We start from the raw sequence: 22,043 nt of genomic DNA, 5'->3' as shown, positions 1-22,043 counted from the left end.
CGGTTCAGAGCGGTGTTCAGGTCGCCGCTCGGGATATCTGCAATGGTCGGTGTGAGTGTGGTCGTGAGCCTAGCGGCGGTGGGACCACTGATCTGGGGTGAGGCGTCGACGGCCACTGATCTCATGGCACTCTCGGCGAAGCCCAGCTCGGAACACTGGTTCGGAACCGATGCTGCCGGCCGCGACGTGCTGGCGCGGGTGATGACCGCTGCGCGGTTGTCGGTCGTGATGGCGTTGTGCGCGACGGCGATCGGCGTCGTTCTCGGTGTCCTGTTCGGATTTCTGCCCGCAGTTCTGCCCGTTCGCACCGCAGCCTTCGTCACCAGCAGCACCGGCATCGCACTGGCATTCCCGGCGTTGTTGCTGACCATCGTGTTTTCGATTTCGATCGGGGCGAATGCGACAGGAGCAGTGTTGGCTATCGGATTCGCCATGGTCCCGGCGTATGCCCGATTGGCGCAAACGATGTCGGCGTCGGTCGCCGGTCGTGATTTCATCTCTGCAGCAGCGACCCTCGGTGTCTCTCGGACAAAGATTCTGCTGCGGCACATCCTGCCGAATGTCCGAGAGCCCCTGATCGTGAATGCCAGTATCAGCGCAGGCGGATCCTTGATTGCGTTTGCCGGGCTCTCGTTCCTCGGTCTCGGAGTGCAAGCACCCGATGCAGATTGGGGAAGGTTGCTCAATGAAGGCCTGAGCAAGATCTACGTCAATCCGGCAACCGCATTGGCACCGGCCGCGGCCGTGATAATAGCCGGGCTCGTTTTCACGCTGTTGGGTGAGACTCTGGCTCGCGCATACGGAATCGATTCGATAATCGGCAGGCGACCCAGGTACTCGGAGCCTATGGATCCGATCGAGGTTGTCGGCGATGTGGAAGTGCGGGATGAAATAGTTTTGAGGGTGCGGAACCTTGTCGTGTCGGCGCCTCGAGGCGACAATTGGAACGAGTTGGTCAAGGGTGTCAGTTTCGATATTCGCCGCGGCGAAATCGTCGGCATAGTCGGGGAATCCGGCTCCGGGAAATCCCTGACATGTATGGCTGTCGCGGGTCTACTCGAGGATCCGCTGACCGTCACCTGTAATTCGGTGCGCTTCGACGGCACCGAGCTCAGCCAGAACGGCCGCGTGCCGAACAAGACAAAATCGGCGCGATTAGCACACCAACTCGGAACACGTTTGGCGATGGTATTCCAGGACCCGTCTACTTCGCTGAATCCTGCGGTGAAAGTTGGCCCTCAGGTTGCAGAGTCCGCGATTCTGCATCAAAAGATGAACCGGAGAACCGCTCTTGCCCGAGCCGTCGAGCGGCTGGCGGCAGTACGGATCAGCGATCCCGAACGGCGTGCGAATCAGTATCCACATGAATTCTCTGGTGGGATGCGCCAACGCGCGATGATTGCGATGGGACTGATGGGCGCGCCTGCACTGATTGTGGCCGACGAGCCGACGACGGCCCTCGATGTGACCGTTCAGCGTGAAGTCCTGACCCTCCTTCAATCGATCAATCAGCAGGAAGAATCGGCAATTCTTCTGGTGTCGCACGATATTGCCGTCGTGACGGCACTGTGTTCTCGGGTTCTGGTGATGTATCGCGGATGCATCGTGGAGGACATCGCCGTAGTCGATCTGGTTGCCGGCGCCGCACGCCATCCATATACCCGCGCGCTGCTCGACGCCGTTCCGAACATGGATGCAGTACCGGGGTCCGCGTTTGCCACTATCTCGGAAGACGCCGTCTTCGAGTTCGAACCCGAGGCGGTACCGTTGTGAGCACGCTCGAATTTCGTGATCTTTCAGTTTCTTTCGGCAGTGGGCGCAGTGCCACGCCGGCAGTTCGCCAGGTTGACCTGCTCGTGCCGACCGGGACCGTGGTCGGCCTCGTAGGTGAGTCCGGTTCGGGTAAATCCACGATCGCACGGGCAGCGGTCGGATTGCACGAACCGTCGTCGGGTCAGATTCTTCTCGACGGCGTCGACATTGTTCGTGCGCGGGGGAGTAATGCCCGACTTCGTCAAACTATCCAGATGGTATTTCAGGATCCGTTCTCGTGTCTGGACCCGCGCATGACGATCGGAGCGTCGATCGACGAGGCTCTGACCGTTGCCGAGCGCAGGACGGGTAGTCGATCGAGCAGTCGTGAAAGGAAAGCGCGCACCGACGAGTTGCTGTCGATGGTCAGCCTGGATCCTGGCCGGGCGGCCTCGTTACCGGGAGGATTGTCCGGTGGCCAACGTCAGCGTGTTGCCATAGCTCGGGCACTTGCAGCAGAACCGGCTGTGTTGCTTGCGGACGAAATCACCTCGGCTCTTGATGTTTCCGTCCAGGGTGCGGTTCTCAATCTCCTGATGGACATCCAGCGGAGTCATTCTCTGACGGTGCTGTTCATCAGTCACAATCTCGCAGTCGTTCGGCAGGTGTGTGACGGGGTCGCTGTGATGAGTGGCGGCGTCATCGTCGAGCATGGACCGGTACTCGACGTGCTCGAACGGCCTCAGCACGCATACACGCGTGAACTCATCAGCGCTGTACCGCGTTTCGGTGTCCCGCTCACACCCAGAGGTGGCTCGACATCGTGAACCGCGTTGTGGGACAGCGCGGGAACGACACCGATCTCGAGTGAAAACAGGCTCGCGATTCCCGTAGAACATTGGGCAGTCGCGGATGAGGGATTCCCCGCCGTTCCGACGGCGGGGAATCGTCGTCTCTGGTTCGACGGCGTCGAGGGTTTCGTAGCGAGACACTAATTTCGAGCCGAAGTCGTTTGTCACGAACAAGATTTCAATCTTCTGATTCAGCAGAGTGGTGTAGATGGGTTCGGCCCATGACCATTCAACAGGAGGCTGAGAATGCACGTTTACATTTCCGTCGACATGGAGGGAATCGCGGGGATTGCCACCTTGGACCAGACCGTGCGCGGTGGTACCGGCTATGCGCGGGCGCAAGTGCTCATGACGGAGGAGACCAACGCTGCGATAGCAGGGGCATTCGACGCCGGAGCGACGGCTGTCGTCGTCAACGACAGTCACGGTTCGATGGACAACCTACTGCAGGCGGACTTGGACCCCCGAGCCCGCCTGGTCTTCGGTTCGCCGAAGATGCAATGTATGGCGGAGGGGCTCACGACTGAACACGATGTCGCTCTCTTCATCGGGTATCACGCGCCCGCTGGTGGCCCCGGCCTTCTCGCCCATACCTTTTCGAGCTTGTTCGCAGACGTGCGCCTGGATGGCCGCACCGTCTCGGAAACTGACATCAACACGCTGTACGCCGCGACTCAGAGTGTGCCGGTAGGACTCGTCACCGGAGACGACATCATCTGCGGTTTGGTCGACGCAGCTTCACCGACTACCGAGACTGTAGTGGTCAAGACTGCACACGGGTGGTCGGCCACGAATTCGCTTCCTCCGAAACTCGCACGCGAGAAGATTCGCGAGGGCGCGCAGCGTGCTGTGCGAAAAGCTGATTCGTTGAAGCCTGTGGAATTGAGAGACGAGTGGGTGCTCGAGATCGTTCATCCTACGACTACAAGCGCCGAGTTGGCGGAAGGAGTTCCCGGCTCGCGACGGACTTCTGATCGTGCGGTCGCTCATCGACTCGGGAACGTCGAAGACATTCTGGGATTGATCACGGTGAACGCACAGATGGCGTCGTCAGGCTTGAGGAGCTTGACCAAGTGGATGTGATTGACCGCGTAGTGGATCCGTCGACTTCGACGAACTCACTTCGACGGATATTTGCGCTGTTCCTCCATCGAACTCCCCGAAAGTATGGAACTCATGACTGCAACTGAAGATCTGTCCTGGTACATGAACCCCGGCGCCCGCGCATGGCGAACTACGCAGTTGGGCGGTGACGCCCATACCTTTCATCGTGGTCTGCCCGGTTACCTTCCGACGCCGCTCGTCGAAATCTCTTCGCTGGCACATGAATTGAACGTCAGCAAGGTCTTCGTCAAGGACGAGTCCTCGAGACTTGGACTCCCAGCTTTCAAGATCCTCGGTGCTTCCTACGCAATATCGAGGGCATTGTCTCGGCGATTCGGATACGCAGACGAGGCATTGCCCCTGCGCGAGTTGCGAGATCGACTGGTAGACGAATCCGTGCGACTTGTTGCCGCGACGGATGGAAATCACGGACGTGCGGTCGCTCATGTCGCTCGTGACCTCGGTCTACCCGCTCGGATCTTCTATCCGGCGTCCTTGACAGTTGCTGCCAAGGATGCAATCGCGGAGGAAGGCGCGGAAACGGTGGAGACGGACACGTCTTACGACGAACTTGTAGCGGCTGCATCGGAATCCGCGCAAAGCGAGGGATCGGGTGCCGTCCTGATCCAGGACACGGCATGGCCTGGGTACGAAGAGGTGCCACGCTGGATCGTCGAGGGATATTCGACTCTCTTCGCGGAAGCTGACGAACAGCTACTCGCGGTGGGAATCGACCGTATCGACATGGTGGTTGTCCCCGTCGGGGTCGGATCGCTGGCGCAGGCCGCGGTGAGGCATTACCGCTCGATTCCGCATCCTCCGGTGATACTCACCGTCGAAGCGGAACGCGCGCCTGCTCTGGTCGCATCACTTCACGCCGGGAGAAGCGTGTCGGTGCCGACCACCGACACGATCATGGCCGGCCTGAACTGCGGCACACCGTCAGCGGTGGCGTGGCCGTCGCTCCTTGCCGGGGTCGATGCCGCCGTGACTGTATCCGAGGACGAGTCGGTCGCCGGCGTAGGTCGATTTGCCGAGCTCGGGGTCGATGCAGGGCCCTGCGGTGCAGCGACTCTAGCCGGGGCCAGGCGCGTGTTGATCGATCCGGCAAGGCGGGCACAGACGTTGGTGCCTAGTGACGCTGTCGTGCTTTTGTTCAGCACGGAAGGAAGTGCTGCGAATCCGCTCCCGGCTCCGATCGTCACAGTGGGCGTTGTGCCCTCGTGATCACCTCGGATGGTGCCGTGACTCCAACTGTCGAACCAGCGGGACGGGCGCTTCGAGGACCACGCCCCACCGGGGCTGCACGATGCTGACCTTGCGCGATGGGTCTGTCCTTGTATTGACCGACCGTATTAATCACCCGGCCGAAGTGCTGATTGTCGGGATCTACCAGGATCCGGCCGGGCCGGTGATCGCCGCGCCAGGAATAGGCGTCGACGCGCGAACCGCCGCCGAGTTGGCTGCACTTCTGTCCGCTGTGGGCGCTACCGGGAAACCTGAAGAGGTCACGCGAATTCCAGCACCCTCGGAGACAGGCGTTCGCAGTGTGGTGGCCGTGGGACTAGGCGAGCAACTCGCAGTCGACGACGAGCAGATACGCAAGTCTGCGGGTGCTGCTGCGCGCACACTGAGCGGAGTCGAATCCGTGGTGTGCACAATGTCCCTGCTCGATCTCGCCGCCACCGCTGAGGGTCTGGCGCTCGGCGCGTTTTCCTTCGATGCTCACAAGGCCGATCGACCCGACAGGGTGGGCAGCTGTCCGCTGTCGACGATCCTCCTCGTGGTGACAACCCCGTTGTGCGAAAGTCTTCTGAGCGTGCTTCGCCGATCGGTGGCCCTCGTCGACGCGGTGACCTCGGTCCGTCAGCTGGTCAACACTCCGCCAAACCTCCTGTACCCCGAGGAGTTTGCGCGGCGGGTGCAGGATCGCACCGAGGGGTCGGGCCTAGTCGTGCAGGTGCTCGACGAATCAGATCTTCTTCAAGGAGGATTCGGCGGGATTCTCGGAGTCGGACAAGGCTCGGCCAGGCCGCCCAGACTGGTCCGCATGCACTACTCGTGCGCGGTCGCCGAAGCGCCGACGGTCGCTCTGGTCGGCAAGGGAATTACGTTCGACACCGGCGGAATTTCGATTAAAGCGGCAGTCGGCATGGAACATATGACTTCCGACATGGCCGGCGCCGCAGCTGTCCTGTTCACTTGCATACTCGCCGCAGAACTTGCTGTGCCGGTCAACGTGATCGTCTACGCACCGATGGCGGAGAACATGCCGTCGGGATCGGCGCAACGTCCGGGTGACGTCGTGACTCAGTACGGCGGGACGACCGTCGAAGTCGTCGATACCGACGCCGAAGGACGACTCGTGCTTGCCGACGCGATTGTGCGCGCCTGCGAAGACGAGCCGGATTACCTCATCGACGTTGCCACCCTGACCGGTGCGCAGACCGTCGCGCTGGGGAGCCGAACGTCGGGGGTGATGGGGACCGCCGAGTTCCGCGATCGGGTAGCAGCAATCGGCCTCGAAGTCGGGGAGCGCGCGTGGGCGATGCCGTTGCCCGAAGAACTGCGTGAGGTTCTCGAATCCAACGTAGCCGATATCAAAAACATTGCCCCACAACGTGAAGGGGGCATGCTAGTTGCAGGACTTTTTCTGCGAGAGTTCGTCACGTCATCGGTTCAGTGGGCACACGTCGATATCGACGGTCCGGCCTACAACATCGGAAAGCCTTGGGGGTACAACGGAATGGGCGGAACTGGCGTTCCGGTCCGAACTCTTTTCGCCGTTGTCGAAGATATTGCGCGCCATGGCTGAAGTGCCCTGGTACCAGGGTGCCGGGATCTCTGGTACCTGAGTACCAGTCCAGATGGACGTGAAGACGATGTGGCCGAATTAATTGAGCGACAACATTGTTACGTGAAAGTTCATCGATTTCGAGAGGAAGTAACTGTGTACAACACTCAACGTGATCGAAAGGCTCGCAGGTCGAGATTTTTCTCGCTTGCCGTGTGTGCAGCCCTTGTTGCGGGCGCCTCAATTGCTTGCAGTTCCGGCTCGAGCACGGCGTCGCCAGGGTCGATCGATACCGGATCGTCGTCGGCGGGTTCGTCTTCGCCTGACAGACCTCTCGAACCCGCCTTGACGGCGAAACTCGATGCCTTGCTTGCGGGCGCCGTGGACGGCGCCGGGATTCCCGGCGCGATCGTGGGTCTCTGGAGTTCGGAGGGGAGCTATGTTCGGGCGACCGGCGTTGCCGATACAAGCACGTCAGAACCGATGAAATCGGACATCTATCATCGAATCGGCAGTGTGACAAAGACATTCACAGTTACGGCGTTGTTGCAACTGGTCGACGAATCGAAGGTCGGCCTCGATGATCCGATCTCGCGCTACATCGGCGGAGTTGCGGAAGGTGACAACATCACTCTGCGTCACCTGGCCGGGATGCAGAGTGGACTAGTCGACTACACGGAGAACGAGCAGTTCGTCACGGATTTTCTGGTAGATCCACGAGCGCCGTTGAGTCCGGAGCAGTTGCTGTCGTACATCGACGGAATGCCTTTGAAGTTTCGACCGGGTACTGAGGTTTCGTACTCGAATACGAATACCGTGCTACTCGGTTTGGTGGTGGAAAAGGTAACTGGCAAACCTCTGCGTGAGGTGATCAAGTCGAAGGTGACCGATCCGTTGGGTATGTCGCACACGGTGTTGCCCGTATCAAACGAGTTCCCGAGTCCGCACGCTCAGGGGTACACCGATCAGACAACCGACGGCAGTGTCGTCACGGCAACTGACTGGAACCCTTCCTGGGGGTGGGCAGCGGGCGCGATGACATCGAACCTCGCGGACATGAGGATCTGGGTGCCTGCGGTTGCCAAAGGGACATTGCTGAAGCCCGAGACGCAGCGCGAACGCCTGCGAACGGTCTCGCTCGAAGCGGGCGAGGACGGATCCGGTTACGGACTCGGCATCTTCAACATCAACGGGTGGATTGGTCACAACGGGAGCCTGCCCGGGTACAAGACCGTGGCCGTGTATCTCCCGGAGAAGGACATGACCCTTGTTGTGATGGTCAACTCCGACGTCAGTGGTGAGAACACCAACCTCGTCGGCTCTCTCCTCACGCCGATCACTCAGTTGATCAGCCCAGGCAACGTCTACGAGTGATCGAACGGGTGCGGACGCAGTGAGCGGGTGTCCGCACCCGATGGTCACTGAGCAGGCGATTTGTTGCCCAGGAGCCAAATGGTGTAACTTTCTTCGAGCAAGCGGAAAGCAGAAAAGCCGCTGCAAGTTCGACTGTAAGAGTTAATTCAATACGGGGCTATGGCGCAGCTGGTAGCGCACCACACTGGCAGTGTGGGGGTCAGGGGTTCGAGTCCCCTTAGCTCCACCCAAAACAAATGCTCTGCACCAATCGGTGCAGAGCATTTGTTGTTTTCGTGCGCAATACTGTCCGCTGTGAGGCCTGATCGGCCCGTGCATCTCGGTACAGAGACCAGCGACGGAATGGGGAATCGTGCGCGCACACGTGGTGGTGATCGGTGCAGGATATGCGGGCGCCATGGCAGCGAAGCGGCTCCATCAGATGATCGCGGCTGGCTACGACGCGACGGTCTCGTTCGACAGGGCGCTACCGCGTGCGGCACACCGAGTCTTCGGAGAGGTGACGACGATCGAGGCGGGGCTCGGCAGGCTTACCCTCGACGACGGCAGTGTGCTCGACTACGACTATCTGGTCTACGCAGTCGGAAGTGGGCAGTTACCCAGCACTATCGGCGGGGCGGCGGAGCACGGGTTCAGCGTCTCCGAATTCGAGGACGCGGTTCGCCTCGAATCCAGACTGGCGACACTCGACGGGAAGGCTACGGTCTGCGTTGTTGGCGGCGGTCTCACCGGAATCGAGACTGCCGCAGAATTGGCTGAGCAGCGTAGCAGCCGAATCACTTTGGTGACCGGAGGAATCGTGGCCCCGGATCTGTCAGAGCGTGCGCGATCTGCAATTCTCAGAACATTGACCGATCTTGGGGTCGACATCGTCACCGAATCCCGGGTGACGCGGATCGACGGTTCGTCCTGCGAGCTTGCGGGAGGCGCACGGGTGGAGGCAGATTGCACGATTCTCGCGACAGAATTCGGGGTCCCCGATCTGGCGCGCCGAAGTGGCCTTCCCGTCGACGGTCTCGGTCGTCTGAAGGTCGACGACCGACTCGAATGCTCGTCCCACCCCAACATCGTCGGTGCGGGTGATGCGGTCGCAGTCGGTGATCTTTCACTGAGGATGAGTTGTCAGGCTGCGATTCCCTTGGGAGTCCATGCGGCCGAGACGATCCTGCATCGACTCGAAGGTTCCGCGCCGCGCCCGGTGGCTCCGAAGTTCGCAGGCCGGTGCATCAGTCTCGGGAGGCGGCGAGGTGTGTTCCAGCGGACCACTCGTGTCGACGACGCAGCGGGCATGTTCATCGCAGGCAGGGCGGGTGCGTTCGTCAAGGAACGAGTGTGTTCGTCGACGACCGAGTGGGCACTCACTCCGCGCCGCTCTTTCTTCTACAGCTGGACATGAGCAGCGCTGGTCACGCTCGATCACAGACTCGATCGATGATCGCCGCAGTCTTGCGGACGTACGGTTGGCGGACGACGTCTTCGTGGCACGCGTCGACGTCGTCGAAATCGAGTGAGCCCGTGGCAATGAGTGACCAGATCTCGCGTCCACGGTTGTTGGTGGCTCCACGGATCACGGTGACGGGCGCGGCGCATGCTCGTATCCGATGCTTCCGGAGCGCCTGGCCTCCGATGTAGAGGAACACGGTCCACTGGGTGGCCGGCGGGTACTGCAGAATGCCGGCGAACAGCGTGCGGATCCACATCGCCGCGACGGTGCGCCTGGTCGGCTTCCAGCGGGCATTGGTGGATGGTTGTGGTGCGAGGTCGACGATCGACGGATCCAAACTGATGCCCGCTCGACCGGCCAGTCGTGCGGCAGCCTCGGTGGAGATTCTGGTGTCGAGAACGGTGACGTGTTCGACAGTGTCACCTGACTCGGACAGCTGTGTCGCCATTTCCAGCGCCACGTAGCCGCCGTACGAGTATCCGGCGAGGAGGTATGGCCCGGTGGGCTGAATCTTCTTGATTTCGAATATGAAACGGCGGGCGCTTGCTTTCACCGACCGGTCGGGTAGTCCGCGAGATTCGAAGCCGTGTGGCTGAAGTGCGTAAACCGGCCGATTGGTGTGAAGCGCTTTCGACAAGGTGGACAGCGTCGTCGATGGGCACCCCGCTCCGTTCATGATGAACAGCGGTCGCCCGGACCCTTCGAGCTTCAGTGGCACCATCGTGTTGTGACAGACGCGATCATCGGGATCGATTCTGCGCCGATCCACCAGCGCTGCAAGGTCTTTGACGGTACTGGCGGCCGCGAACTCCGCCGCCGTGATCCGGATCCGGAACATGTCGTGAATCTTTGCCACCACTTCGGTTGAAGCAAGCGAATCGCCGCCGAGTTCGAAGAAGTCGTCCTCACGGTCGATGGAGTCGATGCCGAGAATCGACTCCCAGATCGAGGACAACCACAATTCGGCGGGCCCGGCGAGAGTCGGTGGAGTGGACCGCACCTCGACGGAGGGCAGCGCTGTTCGATCGACCTTTCCTCTTTCGTTGCGGGGCAACGCCGGCATCAGAACAAAATGTCGGGGGAGCATCCAGACCGGCAGATATGTCGCCAATTCGCGCCGCATCTCGGCGCCCGACCGTGCCATCACGGCTTTGGTCAGGACCACGTAGGCGACGATCTCCGGTCGATCGTTCTCGAGGACGACGGCCACGAAAACATCGGCGACGCCGGGAATTCGACGAATATGCGCCTCGACTTCCATCGGTTCCACCAGGTAGCCCCGAATCTTGACGGCGTCGTCGACGCGTCCCCGAAGTTGCAGTTCTCCGCGTTCGTCGATGCGGCCCCGGTCACCGGTCCGGTAGATGCTCACTCCGTCGCCCAGGCGCGTGAATCGTGTTGCAGTTCGATCCGGGTCGCCGTGGTATCCGTCGGCAAGATCACTGGAGACAACCTGAATCTCTCCGATCTCTCCGTCGGGGAGAGGCACGCCGTTCACATCGACGATCTGTACGTCCTTGCCGTCGCGAGCACGTCCGGCCGGCACCACTCCGACGGGTAGTTCGGAATGTGGTGGGAACGCGTTGTACGCGACGACACCGGTCTCGGTGGTGGCCAGCCAGTTGACGTACGTGACGCGAGCGAAGCCGTGACTGCGATGGCGCGCGTAGTCCTCGCCGTGAACTGCTTCTCCGTACGTTACGACGACGCGTAGGGAACCGATCGAATCATCATTTGCTGCATCGCAATCGAGATCCGACCACGCCCGCAGAAAGGACGGTGCACAGTGCGTGGTCGTGATCGAATTCTCGATCAGCCAGTCGTCGATTCCCGAGACGCCGTCGATACGTGGATCCCAGCAGAAGACCGTGACTCCGTTCATCAGGCCCATGATCAGGGCCGTGATTCCGGCTCCGAAACTGACGGGCAACAGGTTCCCGATGTGATCATCGGGTCGCAGGTCGATTGCTGCGGCAAGTTCGTCGGCCTTGTTCAGGCACATGGAGTGGCTCAACACGACTCCCTTGGGTGCCCCGCTGGTGCCTGACGTGAACGCGATCATGGCAGGGTCGGAACTCGATGGTTCCAGCGCGCTGTCGAATCTGAAGCCCGTCGCAGCAGACTCGTCGAGTATCGACTGCAGCGCGACGGCGCCCGAGGTGCTCATGATGTGCGCTCGGCGGGCCTCGGGGAGTTGTGGGTCGATCATGACCAAGGGCCGACCGGAAATCAGAGTGGCGAGGATGGCGGGCACCGACTCGGCCGTTGGTTCGAGATCGACCGCAACCGGGCGTGCCCCGTGTGACCCACGTAGGCGAAGTTCGCGGACCAATGCGTCGGTTCGGAGTTCGAGTTCGGCGAAAGTGATCCGGTCGCGCGGAGTCACGACGGCAACGGCGTCGTGCTGCATAGAGGTGACTCGGCGCCACCTCGACTCGATCGTCTCGTCGATGACTGCATAGCGAGTGCGTTCTAGACCTAAGTCGACAACCTTCATCACAGTAGCTCCGTCCGACTTTCAGCTATCTTTTAGCAAAGACTACATAAGGTTTGTGAAGTAGGTCCATAACAAACCAAAAGTAGTTTTACATACCGCCCCATCCTCCAGTCCGGCAGCTCCGAATGCCTTGAGGAACCAATGCCGATCGAGCGTTGTACAGACGAGGAGCAGTGACATGAAGTGGTCGGGGCGAAGTGCGATTGCGATTGCGGGAGTGTGCGCCGCAGTGACGATGTTTTCGGGAACCGCGCAGGCGAGCCCAATCTGGGAACCCTTGCAGCCGGTGGCGAACCTGGACGTCGCGCGCTACGTAGGGGAATGGAACCAGGTGGCGGCGATTCCTCAGCCCTTCAACCTCGCGTGCGCGAAGGACACCCGGGCGAGTTACGGGATTGTCGATTCCACGAACGTGAGCGTGAAGAACACGTGTACGACGTGGACCGGTCAAGCCAACGAGATCGTCGGGAATGCCCGAGTTACCGATCCAGCAACGGGTGCCCAGTTGCATGTGAGCTTCCCCGGGGTGCCCTCACAGGAAAGCTTGGACGGCCCACCCAACTACATCGTCACCTACATTGCCGACGACTATTCGTGGGCACTGGTGGGCGATCCGCTCAGGCTTTCCGGGTTCGTGCTCTCACGGTCGGCGGTCGTCGACGCGGCAGGCTGGAGTGAGATCCGCCGGGTCGCCGAATCCCGTGGATACAACGCATGCACGATCCTGACGTCACCGACCACCGAGGGCACGTCGGACATCCGTCCGCTCTGCACGGTGTGAGTCTGCTGTCAGCGTGAACCTTCCGGAGCCACACTCCACTACGATCACTGATCGGTACGTGTGGTTTCGGAAGGTTGTGTGGTGGCGAAGAAGCAGATTCCCGTAATAGTCGTCGCAGGCTTTCTCGGTTCGGGCAAGACGACGCTGCTCAACCATCTTCTGCGTAACAACGACGGTGTACGCATCGGCGTGATCGTCAACGACTTCGGCTCCGTCAACATCGACTCGATGATGGTCGCCGGTCAGGTCGATTCGATGGTCTCTCTCAGCAACGGCTGTTTGTGCTGCGCTGTCGACGTCTCGGACATGGACGAGATGCTGAACAAGTTGGCGCACCGGCAGTCCGGGATCGACGTGATCGTCATCGAGGCCAGCGGGCTTGCCGAGCCGCGGAACATGATTCGACTCGTCCTCGGAAGTGAGAACCCGTCTGTCGTCTACGGCGGCCTGGTGGTCCTGGTCGACGGAGCCAATTTCTCCACCGTTCGCCGCGAACATCCCGAGCTCGATCAACATGTCCGCCTGGCAGACCTGGTGGTAGTCAACAAGATCGACAGCGTTCCGGTCGCCGAACGCGAGCGATTCACGACCGAAATTCGTAAGTTGAATCCGCGAACGCCGATGGTGGAAACCTCGCACTCGCGGATAGACCCCGCTCTGTTGTTCGATACCGGCGAGGTGACCCCTCCGGCTCCGGGCGATCAACTGAGCCTCGACGAGCTCCTGCGCGACGGGCACGACGACGATCACGAGGACGGCTCGTGTCACCACGATCACCTGCACCACCGCTACGAATCGGTTGATTTCGCATCGGAGACGCCTCTCGATGCCAGGGCTCTGACGCACTTTCTCGAGAATCAGCCGTCGGGTGTTTACCGCATCAAGGGCTTCGTGAACTTCGAGATTCCGGGCTACACAGGAAAATTCGAGATCCAATCGGTGGGTGATCATGTCCGGATCACGCCGCTGCGATGGAAGTCGGGCGAACCTCGAACCACGCAACTGGTCGTGATCGGCACCGGGATGGATTCGGGGGCGGTCGGCAGCGCGCTCCGCGCCTGCATGCGCGAAGAAACGGTCGAACCGCACCCCGACGCCATGCTGGGATTGCACCGCTATACCGTCGGGGCGTGAGTGAATCAGCTGTATCCGTGTACGAAGCGATTCGGCGACGCCGAGACGTTCGCGCCGAGTTCTCGGGAGAGATCGTCCCCGACGAAACTCTGATGCGCATTCTCGACGCCGCCCATCGCGCGCCGAGCGTGGGAAACACGCAACCGTGGGATTTTGTCGTCGTTCGTAATCCGGAGACGCTCGACACCTTCGCGGCACACGTCGCCGATGCCCGGGTGAAATTCGCGCAGTCCTTGCCCGAGGATCGCCGCTCGACGTTCGACCCCATCAAGATCGAGGGAATCGCCGAGAGTGGTACCGGCATCGTCGTCACTTACGACCCGTCGCGCGGTGGCCCGAACATCCTCGGCCGTCATACCGTCGACGACACCGGGCTGTTCTCGGCGGTACTGGCAATTCAGAATTTGTGGCTCGCCGCGGTAGCCGAGGAGATCGGCATCGGCTGGGTTTCGTTCTACGACGAGAAGTACCTCACCGAACTCATGGGCATTCCGTCACCCGTTCGCCCCATTGCGTGGCTGTGCGTCGGGAAGGTGACCGAGTTTCAACAGGTTCCGGATCTCGAACGCTTCGGATGGCGACAGCGCCGGCCATTGGCCGACGCTGTCCACTACGAAACCTATTGAGTTGTACCGGGGGCCTAGCGTGCGGGACGGCCACCGGTGGAGCCTGCGGTGCGAGCGCCGCCGCCGGTGCGGGGACGGCGAGCGCCACCACCGGCATGTTCCTGACGGGCAGCTCCGCCGGTGCGAGCACCGCGTGACTGACCGCCCTGTCCGGAGCGAGCCTGACCCGAACGTGCTGCGCCGCCGCGTCCACCCTGGCCGGCGGGACGCTGCCCGCGTCCACCGTTCGGCTGGGCCGGAGCCTTCGGAGCCGGCGTGACGTGCGGTGCGATGTCGCCGACCAACTTGACGACGTGCTCGGAGTTGGCAGTCGAACGAACCGGGGTCACCTTGATGGCCGCCTTACGCATGAGGATCGCGAGATCCTTACGCTGCTCGGGCAGAACCACGGTGACCACGTCGCCGGCGCTGCCTGCTCGAGCGGTGCGACCACTGCGGTGCAGGTAAGCCTTGTGCTCTGCCGGCGGATCGACGTGGACGACCAACTCGACGTCGTCGACGTGGACGCCACGCGCTGCGACGTCGGTGGCGACGAGGACGCGCGCTTCACCGGCGGAGAATGCCGCCAGGTTACGGTCGCGAGCAGCCTGCGAGAGGTTGCCGTGAAGGTCAACGGACGGGATGCCCGACTCGGTGAGCTGGCGAGCCAACTTGCGAGCCTGGTGCTTGGTGCGCATGAACAGGATGCGACGACCGGTACCGGAAGCGAGCTTCTCGACCAGAGCCTTCTTGGCTTCGACGCCGTCGACGTCGAACACGTGGTGCGTCATTGCGGCGACGGGGGAGTTGGCCTCGTCGACCGAATGCATGACCTCGTTCTTGAGGAAACGCTTGACGAGCTTGTCGACGCCGTTGTCCAGCGTTGCCGAGAACAGTAGACGCTGCCCGTCCTGCGGGGTGGACGAGAGGATGCGGGTGACGACGGGCAGGAAGCCGAGGTCGGCCATGTGGTCGGCCTCGTCGAGCACGGTGATCTCGACGGCGTCGAGACTTACGAACTTCTGCTTCATGAGGTCTTCGAGGCGACCGGGGCAGGCGACGACGATGTCGACTCCGGCCTTGAGAGCCTGAACCTGGCGGTGCTGCGAGACACCACCGAAGATCGTGGTCACGCGCAAGCCGTATGCGGCGGCCAACGGTTCGAGGGTTGCGGTGATCTGGGTGGCGAGCTCACGCGTGGGTGCGAGGACCAGGCCGAGCGGTCGACCCGGACGACGCTTTCCTCCGGACAGTTCGCCGGCGAGGCGGGAGACCATGGGGATGGAGAACGCGAGGGTCTTGCCGCTTCCGGTCTTTCCGCGGCCCAGTACGTCGCGCCCCGAGAGAGTGTCGGGGAGGGTGTCGATCTGGATCGGGAACGGAGAAGTGATTCCGCCGTCTTCGAGAGCTTTCACCAGCGGTGCGCGCACACCGAGGGCTGCGAAGGTGGTAGCGGGCGTAGAGATGTCAGACAAGTGTGTTCAGAGCCTTTCGGGCACGTGTTCGTGCCCGGATGCCGACACGGGAATTAACCGGTCGAACAATCAAGCACAGTGGTGGCGGCGCTGCCGGTCGGCAGGCTTCTTCGCCGTAAGAAGAGCGGGTGCATTGAGCACTCAGCAAGAAAATTTGCGTTCTACGACGCTGGATGCCCGATTTCAGGCACCTAGTGATCGCAACTCTACCTTCCCGGAGCGTTCGACCTACAACCCGACCCATTCGGAGACGCCGTTCGCGAAGTGTTGCCGCTTCCAGATCGGTACCTCGTGCTTGATGCGCTCCACCAGTTCGGCGCACGCGGCAAACGCCTCCGCTCGATGCGGCGCGGCGACGGCGGCGACCAGTGCGAGATCACCGATCTCGAGGTGACCGACGCGATGGATCGCAGCAACCGGCAGGCCGGTCGAGGCCGCAACCTCTTGGCAGCACGTCTCGAGGAAGCGTTCGGCATCCGGATGCGCTTGGTACTCCAACGCCGAAACCGCTTGACCTCCATCGTGATTGCGCACCGTTCCCGTGAACACCACAACAGCGCCGTTCTTCGGACCGGCCACGGCGGCGTCGACGGTGTCTGCGTGAATCGGTTGCTCGGAGATCCGAGCCAATAGCTCACTCATCGTGCGCTCCTCCGCCTGCGACCTGCGCGAGCAGGTGATCGATGATGGGTCCGAGGACGGCGAGACCGTCCTTCACTCCACCGGGAGAACCCGGAAGATTGACGATGACCGTCGTACCTGTGAGACCTGCCACACCACGGCTCAGCGACGCGTGCGGTGTCTTCTCGAGGCCCTTGGTCCGGATCGCTTCTGCGACGCCGGGCAACTCACGGGTCAAGACTGCCCGGGTAGCTTCCGGGGTGGCATCCGTGGGGGAAGCCCCGGTGCCGCCGGTACTGATGACGAGTGACGGGGAGCCCTCCTTGGCGTCAGCGATGCCCGCCGCGATGTCTGCGTCGGCGTACACAAGCGGTCCACGTACCTCGAAGTCCCGTTCACGTAGCCAGGTCGCGATCGTGGGTCCGGTGGTGTCGGGTCTGGTGCCGTTCGCACCGCCGGTGGAAGCCACGAGGACGGTCGCGGACCGTGCCGAGGTGAAGGTGTGCGCCGGAGCTGTCTGTGCGTTCTGAGTGTCGCGGGTCCAATGTCCGCGCTTACCACCGTCTTTGGTGAGCAGACGAACACCGTTCATGGTAGCTCCGGGGTCCACCGCTTTGACCATGTCGTGCAAGGTCAGGCCGGCTACCGCGACGGCGGTGAGTGCTTCCATCTCGACGCCGGTCTGTCCGCGAGTCTTCGCCGTCGCCTCGACGGTGATCGATGTTTCGGTGAACCCGAATTCCACCTTGACCGACGAGAGCGCGAGTTGATGACACAGCGGGATCAGTTCGGAGGTCTTCTTCGCACCGGCGATTCCGGCGATGCGCGCGGTGGTGAGGACATCAGCCTTGGGCATGCCGTCGGCGCGGACGAGGCGAACTACCTCGGCGGTCGTGACGAGTTCGCCGGCGGCGACGGCGATACGCGTCGTCTCGGCCTTGGCGCTGACGTCGACCATGCGCGCTCGGCCCTCGCTGTCGACGTGTGTCAATTCGGTCATCAGTGTCCTTTGAATCAGATCGAGTGAATCAGATCGAGGAAGTCGAGAGCGGGACGACGTCGACGAGATCGCCCGCGCCGAGCTCGGTCACGGCGGCGGGGATGTCGATCAGGACGTCGGCCCACGCCATGGCTGCAACAAGGTGCGATCCGGGTCCGGCAACGAGTTCGATTCCGTCCGCAGTTCTGCGTGCCCGCAGGAACTGCCGCTTGCCGTCCACCGAACGCAGCGGTGCAGTCAACGGGAGTCGCTCGCGCGGGATCTCGGGCAGGCCCGCGGCCCGGCGCAGTTCGCCCCGTGCGAAGACCTCGAAGGAGACCATCGTGCTCACCGGGTTGCCCGGGAAGCTCAGTACCGGCACTTCGTTCACCACTGCAGTGCCTTGCGGACCGCCCGGCTGCATTGCGACGTGGCCGAAGTGTGCTCCCAGAGGCGTGAGAGTTTCCTTCACCACCTCGAAGTCGCCCATGGACACTCCGCCGGAGGTGAACACCAGATCAGCGACCGAGGTTGCGTACGAGAGCAATTCGCGAAACTCGGCGGGGTCGTCGCTGCTTCGGGCGACGGATACGACATCGGCGCCGTTGGCTTCGGCCAATGTTGCCAAAGCTGGACCGTTGGAATCGTAGATCTCACCGGGTTCGAGAGTTGTTCCGGCACTTTTCAGTTCGGCGCCCGTCGTAATTATCGCGACCCGTGGCTTCGTGTAGGTGTCGAGCGAGGCCAGGCCCACAGCACTCAGCGCGGCGATATGGCGAGGTTCCAAGTGCGTTCCGGCCGTGACCAGTAGCATTCCGGCGGTGATGTCGCTGCCACGTTCGCGTACGAATTCGCCTACCGACCTGCCCCGTTCGATCGTGACGACGTGCTCGGTGACACCCGTTGTGTCCTCGACCGGAACAACGGCGTCGGCACCCTCGGGGAGCGGAGCACCGGTCATGATGCGAAATGCCGATCCTGGAAGGTGTTTCGGTGGTTTTCCGCTTCCAGCGGCGATCACGCCTCGAACCGTCAGTGTGGTCGGAACCGAGGCCACAGAAGCAGCATCGACGGCATACCCGTCCATCTGCGAGTTGCGGAAGAGTGGCAGGTCTACCGGCGATGCGATATCCGAGCAAGTTATGCGCCCCAACGCTTCTGCCGTCGGAACTGCCGTCGGAGAGAGGGTGTGCAGGCCGGTGAGCAATCCGGAGATGTGCGACGCGTGTTCCTCGACCGAACGCGCGCTCATGACAGTAACCTCGACAACCTCGACATGTTTTGATCCTAGGCGGTGTGGTCCGTCCGACACACGGAGTACGGCTTTCGGTCATACTGGAGCAATACGGAAGTTGGTGAAGTGATGACAGTGGTCTCGATGGGAATTCCCACCGTGCGGTTCGACGCTGCCTCCCTCGCCGGTCGTCCCGAGACGGATCTCCTGGTCGACAGGTTCGGGCGTGTTGCCAGAGATCTGCGAGTCTCGATCACCGAGAAGTGTTCACTTCGTTGCACGTATTGCATGCCGGAGGAAGGCTTGCCGGCCATCGCTGCGGAAGATCTTCTGAGTGCCGACGAGATCATTCGAGTAGTCGGAATCGGCGTCGAACGAGTCGGTATTCGCGAGGTGAGATTCACCGGCGGCGAACCGCTGATGCGTAGTGACCTCGAAAAGATCATCGGGGGGTGCGCCGCGCGCGTGCCAGGAATTCCACTTTCCATGACTACCAACGCCGTTGGGCTCGAACATCGTGCCGCAAAGCTGGCTGCAGCTGGTTTGACCCGCGTGAATGTTTCCCTGGATTCGGTTGATCGCGCCCATTTCGCTGAATTGACGCGTCGAGACAGGTTGCCGTCCGTTCTCGCGGGAATTCGAGCGGCAGCTGCTGCCGGGCTCGCGCCACTGAAGATCAATGCGGTGCTGATGCGTGAAACGCTCCACGGCGCGGCGGATCTTTTGCAGTGGTGCCTCGAAGCCGGCGTCGAATTGCGCTTTATCGAGCAAATGCCTCTGGACGCAGACCATGCATGGGCACGCGAGAACATGGTGACCGCGGCTGAATTATTGTCCGTTTTGGGAAGCCGTTTCGAATTGGAAGCAATCGGCCGTGAAGATCCGTCGGCTCCTGCCGAAGAATGGCGTGTCGACGGGACCACGATGACGGTAGGGATCATCGCTTCCGTGACCCGCTCGTTCTGCAGTGAATGCGATCGGACGCGAATGACCGCAGAGGGAACAATTCGGTCATGTCTGTTCAGTGACCGTGAAGTTGATCTGCGTGCCGCGCTCAGGGCCGGAGCAAGTGACGACGAACTAGCGGATTTGTGGCGCGGTGCGATGTGGAACAAGTGGGCTGGGCACGGCATCGACGCCGCGGACTTCGTTCCGCCGGAAAGAAGTATGGGAGCGATTGGTGGCTGATCCGCATTCGATCTCGGTTCGTTACTTTGCTGCTGCAGCGGATGTATCCGGTTGCCGTAGCGAGGTAGTCGCCATCTCGCCTGACAACACACTTGCCGAGTTGGTGGCGGTGCTGGTCGGGCGATACGGACCGGAGATGGAGCGAGTGCTGTCGGTCTCGGCTTTCCTCGTCGGTGACGAGTTGACCCGCGACGTCTCTCGAGCCTCCGGTAGCGCTGTCGATATTCTTCCGCCTTTCGCTGGAGGCTAGTCCGAGAATTGCCGGCGTGGCTATTTGTGGGCTGCCGACGTATTGTCCTTTTTCGGTTTGCCGGTCCAAATATTTATATCTTGATCACTCCAGCTCAAGTGGCATCTATCTCCGTTTTCTCCATTGTTGGTCAATTGTCCAGCATTGGTCGTTTTGTTTAGTTTCTCCTACTTTTGGGGGAGCGAATGCACTTCGAATTGCCAAGGTGAATTGTCATCTGTTTGGATGACAAAAGAAATACCTTCGCTGTTGGTAATTGTCGACATGTGTTAATTTTGGCGCAATTCCACTCGGGATATGTGAAAGGTATTTCAATGTCGATTAATTCCACGCGCCGTGTCGGAGTCGTCGTAGCGCTCCTCGGGGCAGCTGCACTCACCGCTCCGGCAATTGCTACTGCGCTTCCGTCCACCGGTTCTCTCGGCTCTTCTGCGCCGGAAGCCTCGTGCTCGACCCTGTCCACCGAAGCGACGCCGAACGGGTGGGGCATCCCGTTCACCGACGAGAAGGACCAGACCGCGTCGTACTCGGCCGACAACGTTCTCGACAAGGACGGCTCGCTGAAGCTGGCCGTCGACGGTACCGGCGATCGTTCGGTTTCCTACCATTCGGCCGGCGGTATCAAGCTGTCCGACGCAGTCGGCAAGGCGATCGGCTTTGCCGAGCGCGCCGCCACGCCGACTGCGGCGTTCCAGCTCCGCCTCACCGGAACGACCGGCGGAAAGTTCGAGAACGGATTCACCACTCTGGTATGGGTCCCGGGACCCGACGCGACGCCGACGGCTGACGGCGGCGTTCACGCGGATCTCCAGAAGGGCGTGTGGTGGAGCACTCAGAACATCGACGGCGCCAAGGACCGCGTGTCAGTGCCTTTGGCTGACATCGTCGCCGCGAACCCGAACGCGGTAGTCGACCACTACGGCGTCAGTGTGGGCACCGGTTCCGCCGCCACGTCGACGCTGGTCGATGCAGTGCAGTTCAACGGATGCACCACCAACTTCGCGAAGAAGGATCCGGCTTCGGGAACGGGTTCGCTGGGCGACGTCTTCGGCAGCCTGTTCGGTAGCTAGTCGCTGGTATGAGCTCTGGTAGGAGTTACTTCCACCAGTCATCGAGGGGTGTGACCGGCACCGTGCGCTTGTGGCGAGTGTTGGTGAACATCTTCTCGAGCTTCTGGGCTACCTCGGAGGAAACGTCCTTTCCTTCGAGGTAGTCGTCTATCTGTGAGTACGTGACGCCGAGGGCAACTTCGTCGGGTAGCGCGGGTCGGTCGTCCTCGAGGTCGGCGGTCGGCACCTTGCGCCACGTGCTCTCGGGTGCGCCCAATTCCTGCAGCAATGCAGCGCCCTGGCGTTTGCTCAAGCCGGTGAGCGGCGTGATGTCGACACCGCCGTCACCGAATTTCGTGAAGAAGCCGGTAATCGCTTCTGCGGCGTGGTCGGTACCGATCACGAGGTAGCCGAGCTGACCGGCAATCGCATACTGAATGACCATTCGTTCGCGCGCCTTGATGTTGCCACGGACGAAGTCGCGTAGTTCGCCGTTCCCCAACGCCTCGGAGGCCTCACGGGCCGTGGCGTCGGCGCCAGGCTTGACGTTGACCGTGAGAGAGCGGTCCGGCTTGATGAAGCCGAGCGCGATCTGAGCGTCGGATTCGTCGGCCTGCGCGCCATAGGGGAGTCGAACGGCGACGAACTCGGCCTCGTGGCCTTCTTCACGAAGTTCAGTGACCGCGCGTTGGGCGAGGGCTCCGGCGAGCGTGCTGTCCTGACCGCCGCTGATTCCCAGAACGAACCCTTTGGCGGGGGTCGAGCGCACGTAGTCCTTCAGGAACTGGACTCGCGCGCGAACCTCCGCTGCGGCGTCGATTGTCGGCTTTGTGCCGAGTTCTTCGATGATGCTTTCACGCAGTGTGGCCATGAATGGACTCTAGCGATGTGAGCAGGCGCGTGCAGTGCCA

At 61.6% G+C, this 22,043-nt stretch carries 19 protein-coding genes and 1 tRNA gene; 14 read left to right on the top strand and 6 right to left on the bottom strand.

Annotation, left to right across the window (positions count from 1 at the left end; all coding sequences use genetic code 11):
- Positions 1-78 precede the first annotated feature (78 nt).
- From ACYP01_RS25480 to ACYP01_RS25445, 8 genes are all read left to right on the top strand, one after another.
- A complete protein-coding gene (locus tag ACYP01_RS25480) occupies positions 79-1,773 on the top strand; it encodes a dipeptide/oligopeptide/nickel ABC transporter permease/ATP-binding protein (protein ID WP_459683027.1) in 1,695 nt (564 codons plus the stop codon).
- The gene (locus ACYP01_RS25475) at positions 1,770-2,579 is read left to right on the top strand and encodes an ABC transporter ATP-binding protein (RefSeq protein WP_459683026.1); all 810 of its coding nucleotides are present in this window, start codon (positions 1,770-1,772) and stop codon (positions 2,577-2,579) included. The genes ACYP01_RS25480 and ACYP01_RS25475 overlap by 4 nt, the downstream gene beginning before the upstream one ends.
- 270 nt (positions 2,580-2,849) lie before the next feature.
- Entirely contained in the window at positions 2,850-3,686 is an 837-nt protein-coding gene (locus ACYP01_RS25470; RefSeq protein ID WP_459683025.1) for a M55 family metallopeptidase, read from the top strand.
- Between the two features lie 93 nt (positions 3,687-3,779).
- A complete protein-coding gene (locus tag ACYP01_RS25465; RefSeq protein WP_459683024.1) occupies positions 3,780-4,934 on the top strand; it encodes a diaminopropionate ammonia-lyase in 1,155 nt (384 codons plus the stop codon).
- 82 nt (positions 4,935-5,016) lie between these two features.
- On the top strand, positions 5,017-6,522 hold the full coding sequence (locus ACYP01_RS25460) for a leucyl aminopeptidase (RefSeq protein WP_315873048.1): 1,506 nt from the start codon (positions 5,017-5,019) through the stop codon (positions 6,520-6,522).
- Between the two features lie 69 nt (positions 6,523-6,591).
- Positions 6,592-7,875, top strand: coding sequence for a serine hydrolase domain-containing protein (locus ACYP01_RS25455; protein WP_459683023.1), 1,284 nt, complete (start codon positions 6,592-6,594; stop codon positions 7,873-7,875).
- Between the two features lie 153 nt (positions 7,876-8,028).
- Positions 8,029-8,101, top strand: a tRNA-Ala gene (locus tag ACYP01_RS25450).
- Positions 8,102-8,227: 126 nt separating this feature from the next.
- Positions 8,228-9,271 carry an NAD(P)/FAD-dependent oxidoreductase gene (locus ACYP01_RS25445; RefSeq protein WP_459683022.1) on the top strand — a complete coding sequence of 348 codons (1,044 nt, stop codon included), beginning with the start codon at positions 8,228-8,230 and terminating at the stop codon, positions 9,269-9,271.
- A 10-nt stretch (positions 9,272-9,281) separates the two neighbouring features.
- Here the strand turns inward: ACYP01_RS25445 and ACYP01_RS25440 are convergent, their stop codons facing one another.
- A complete protein-coding gene (locus ACYP01_RS25440) occupies positions 9,282-11,816 on the bottom strand; it encodes an AMP-binding protein (RefSeq protein WP_459683021.1) in 2,535 nt (844 codons plus the stop codon).
- A gap of 178 nt (positions 11,817-11,994) precedes the next feature.
- On the opposite strand from ACYP01_RS25440, the gene ACYP01_RS25435 reads away from it, so the two are divergent.
- From ACYP01_RS25435 to bluB, 3 genes are all read left to right on the top strand, one after another.
- Positions 11,995-12,597 (top strand): lipocalin family protein, encoded by a 603-nt coding sequence (locus ACYP01_RS25435; protein WP_459683020.1) that lies wholly within the window; start codon positions 11,995-11,997, stop codon positions 12,595-12,597.
- An 81-nt stretch (positions 12,598-12,678) separates the two neighbouring features.
- Positions 12,679-13,731: a CobW family GTP-binding protein gene (locus ACYP01_RS25430; RefSeq protein WP_459683019.1), complete on the top strand. Its 1,053-nt coding sequence runs from the start codon at positions 12,679-12,681 to the stop codon at positions 13,729-13,731.
- Positions 13,728-14,357: a 5,6-dimethylbenzimidazole synthase gene (gene bluB / locus ACYP01_RS25425; RefSeq protein ID WP_007731309.1), complete on the top strand. Its 630-nt coding sequence runs from the start codon at positions 13,728-13,730 to the stop codon at positions 14,355-14,357. Before ACYP01_RS25430 ends, bluB begins: the two co-directional genes overlap by 4 nt.
- A 14-nt stretch (positions 14,358-14,371) precedes the next feature.
- Here the strand turns inward: bluB and ACYP01_RS25420 are convergent, their stop codons facing one another.
- The 4 genes from ACYP01_RS25420 to ACYP01_RS25405 all read right to left on the bottom strand — a co-directional run bounded on the left by ACYP01_RS25420 (position 14,372) and on the right by ACYP01_RS25405 (position 18,663).
- Positions 14,372-15,811, bottom strand: a complete 1,440-nt coding sequence (locus ACYP01_RS25420) for a DEAD/DEAH box helicase (RefSeq protein WP_459683018.1) — start codon at positions 15,809-15,811, stop codon at positions 14,372-14,374.
- Between the two features lie 228 nt (positions 15,812-16,039).
- A complete protein-coding gene (locus ACYP01_RS25415) occupies positions 16,040-16,453 on the bottom strand; it encodes a molybdenum cofactor biosynthesis protein MoaE (RefSeq protein ID WP_003944730.1) in 414 nt (137 codons plus the stop codon).
- Entirely contained in the window at positions 16,446-17,432 is a 987-nt protein-coding gene (gene moaCB / locus ACYP01_RS25410; RefSeq protein WP_054187785.1) for a bifunctional molybdenum cofactor biosynthesis protein MoaC/MoaB, read from the bottom strand. Before moaCB ends, ACYP01_RS25415 begins: the two co-directional genes overlap by 8 nt.
- Before the next feature lie 28 nt (positions 17,433-17,460).
- Positions 17,461-18,663 (bottom strand): molybdopterin molybdotransferase MoeA, encoded by a 1,203-nt coding sequence (locus ACYP01_RS25405; RefSeq protein ID WP_003944714.1) that lies wholly within the window; start codon positions 18,661-18,663, stop codon positions 17,461-17,463.
- Positions 18,664-18,774: 111 nt separating this feature from the next.
- Between ACYP01_RS25405 and moaA the strand changes: the two genes are divergently transcribed.
- The 3 genes from moaA to ACYP01_RS25390 all read left to right on the top strand — a co-directional run bounded on the left by moaA (position 18,775) and on the right by ACYP01_RS25390 (position 21,153).
- Entirely contained in the window at positions 18,775-19,833 is a 1,059-nt protein-coding gene (gene moaA / locus ACYP01_RS25400; protein WP_047271625.1) for a GTP 3',8-cyclase MoaA, read from the top strand.
- Positions 19,826-20,083, top strand: a complete 258-nt coding sequence (locus ACYP01_RS25395; protein WP_003944706.1) for a MoaD/ThiS family protein — start codon at positions 19,826-19,828, stop codon at positions 20,081-20,083. Before moaA ends, ACYP01_RS25395 begins: the two co-directional genes overlap by 8 nt.
- A gap of 314 nt (positions 20,084-20,397) precedes the next feature.
- Complete coding sequence (locus ACYP01_RS25390) at positions 20,398-21,153, top strand: hypothetical protein (protein ID WP_003944763.1); 756 nt, start codon at positions 20,398-20,400, stop codon at positions 21,151-21,153.
- A 25-nt stretch (positions 21,154-21,178) separates the two neighbouring features.
- Here the strand turns inward: ACYP01_RS25390 and nadE are convergent, their stop codons facing one another.
- Positions 21,179-22,003 (bottom strand): ammonia-dependent NAD(+) synthetase, encoded by an 825-nt coding sequence (nadE, locus tag ACYP01_RS25385; protein WP_459683017.1) that lies wholly within the window; start codon positions 22,001-22,003, stop codon positions 21,179-21,181.
- Positions 22,004-22,043: the final 40 nt, after the last annotated feature.

It is taken from the genome of Rhodococcus sp. no. 34, assembly GCF_054589475.1.
This window is presented reverse-complemented; position numbering and strand designations above follow the sequence as displayed.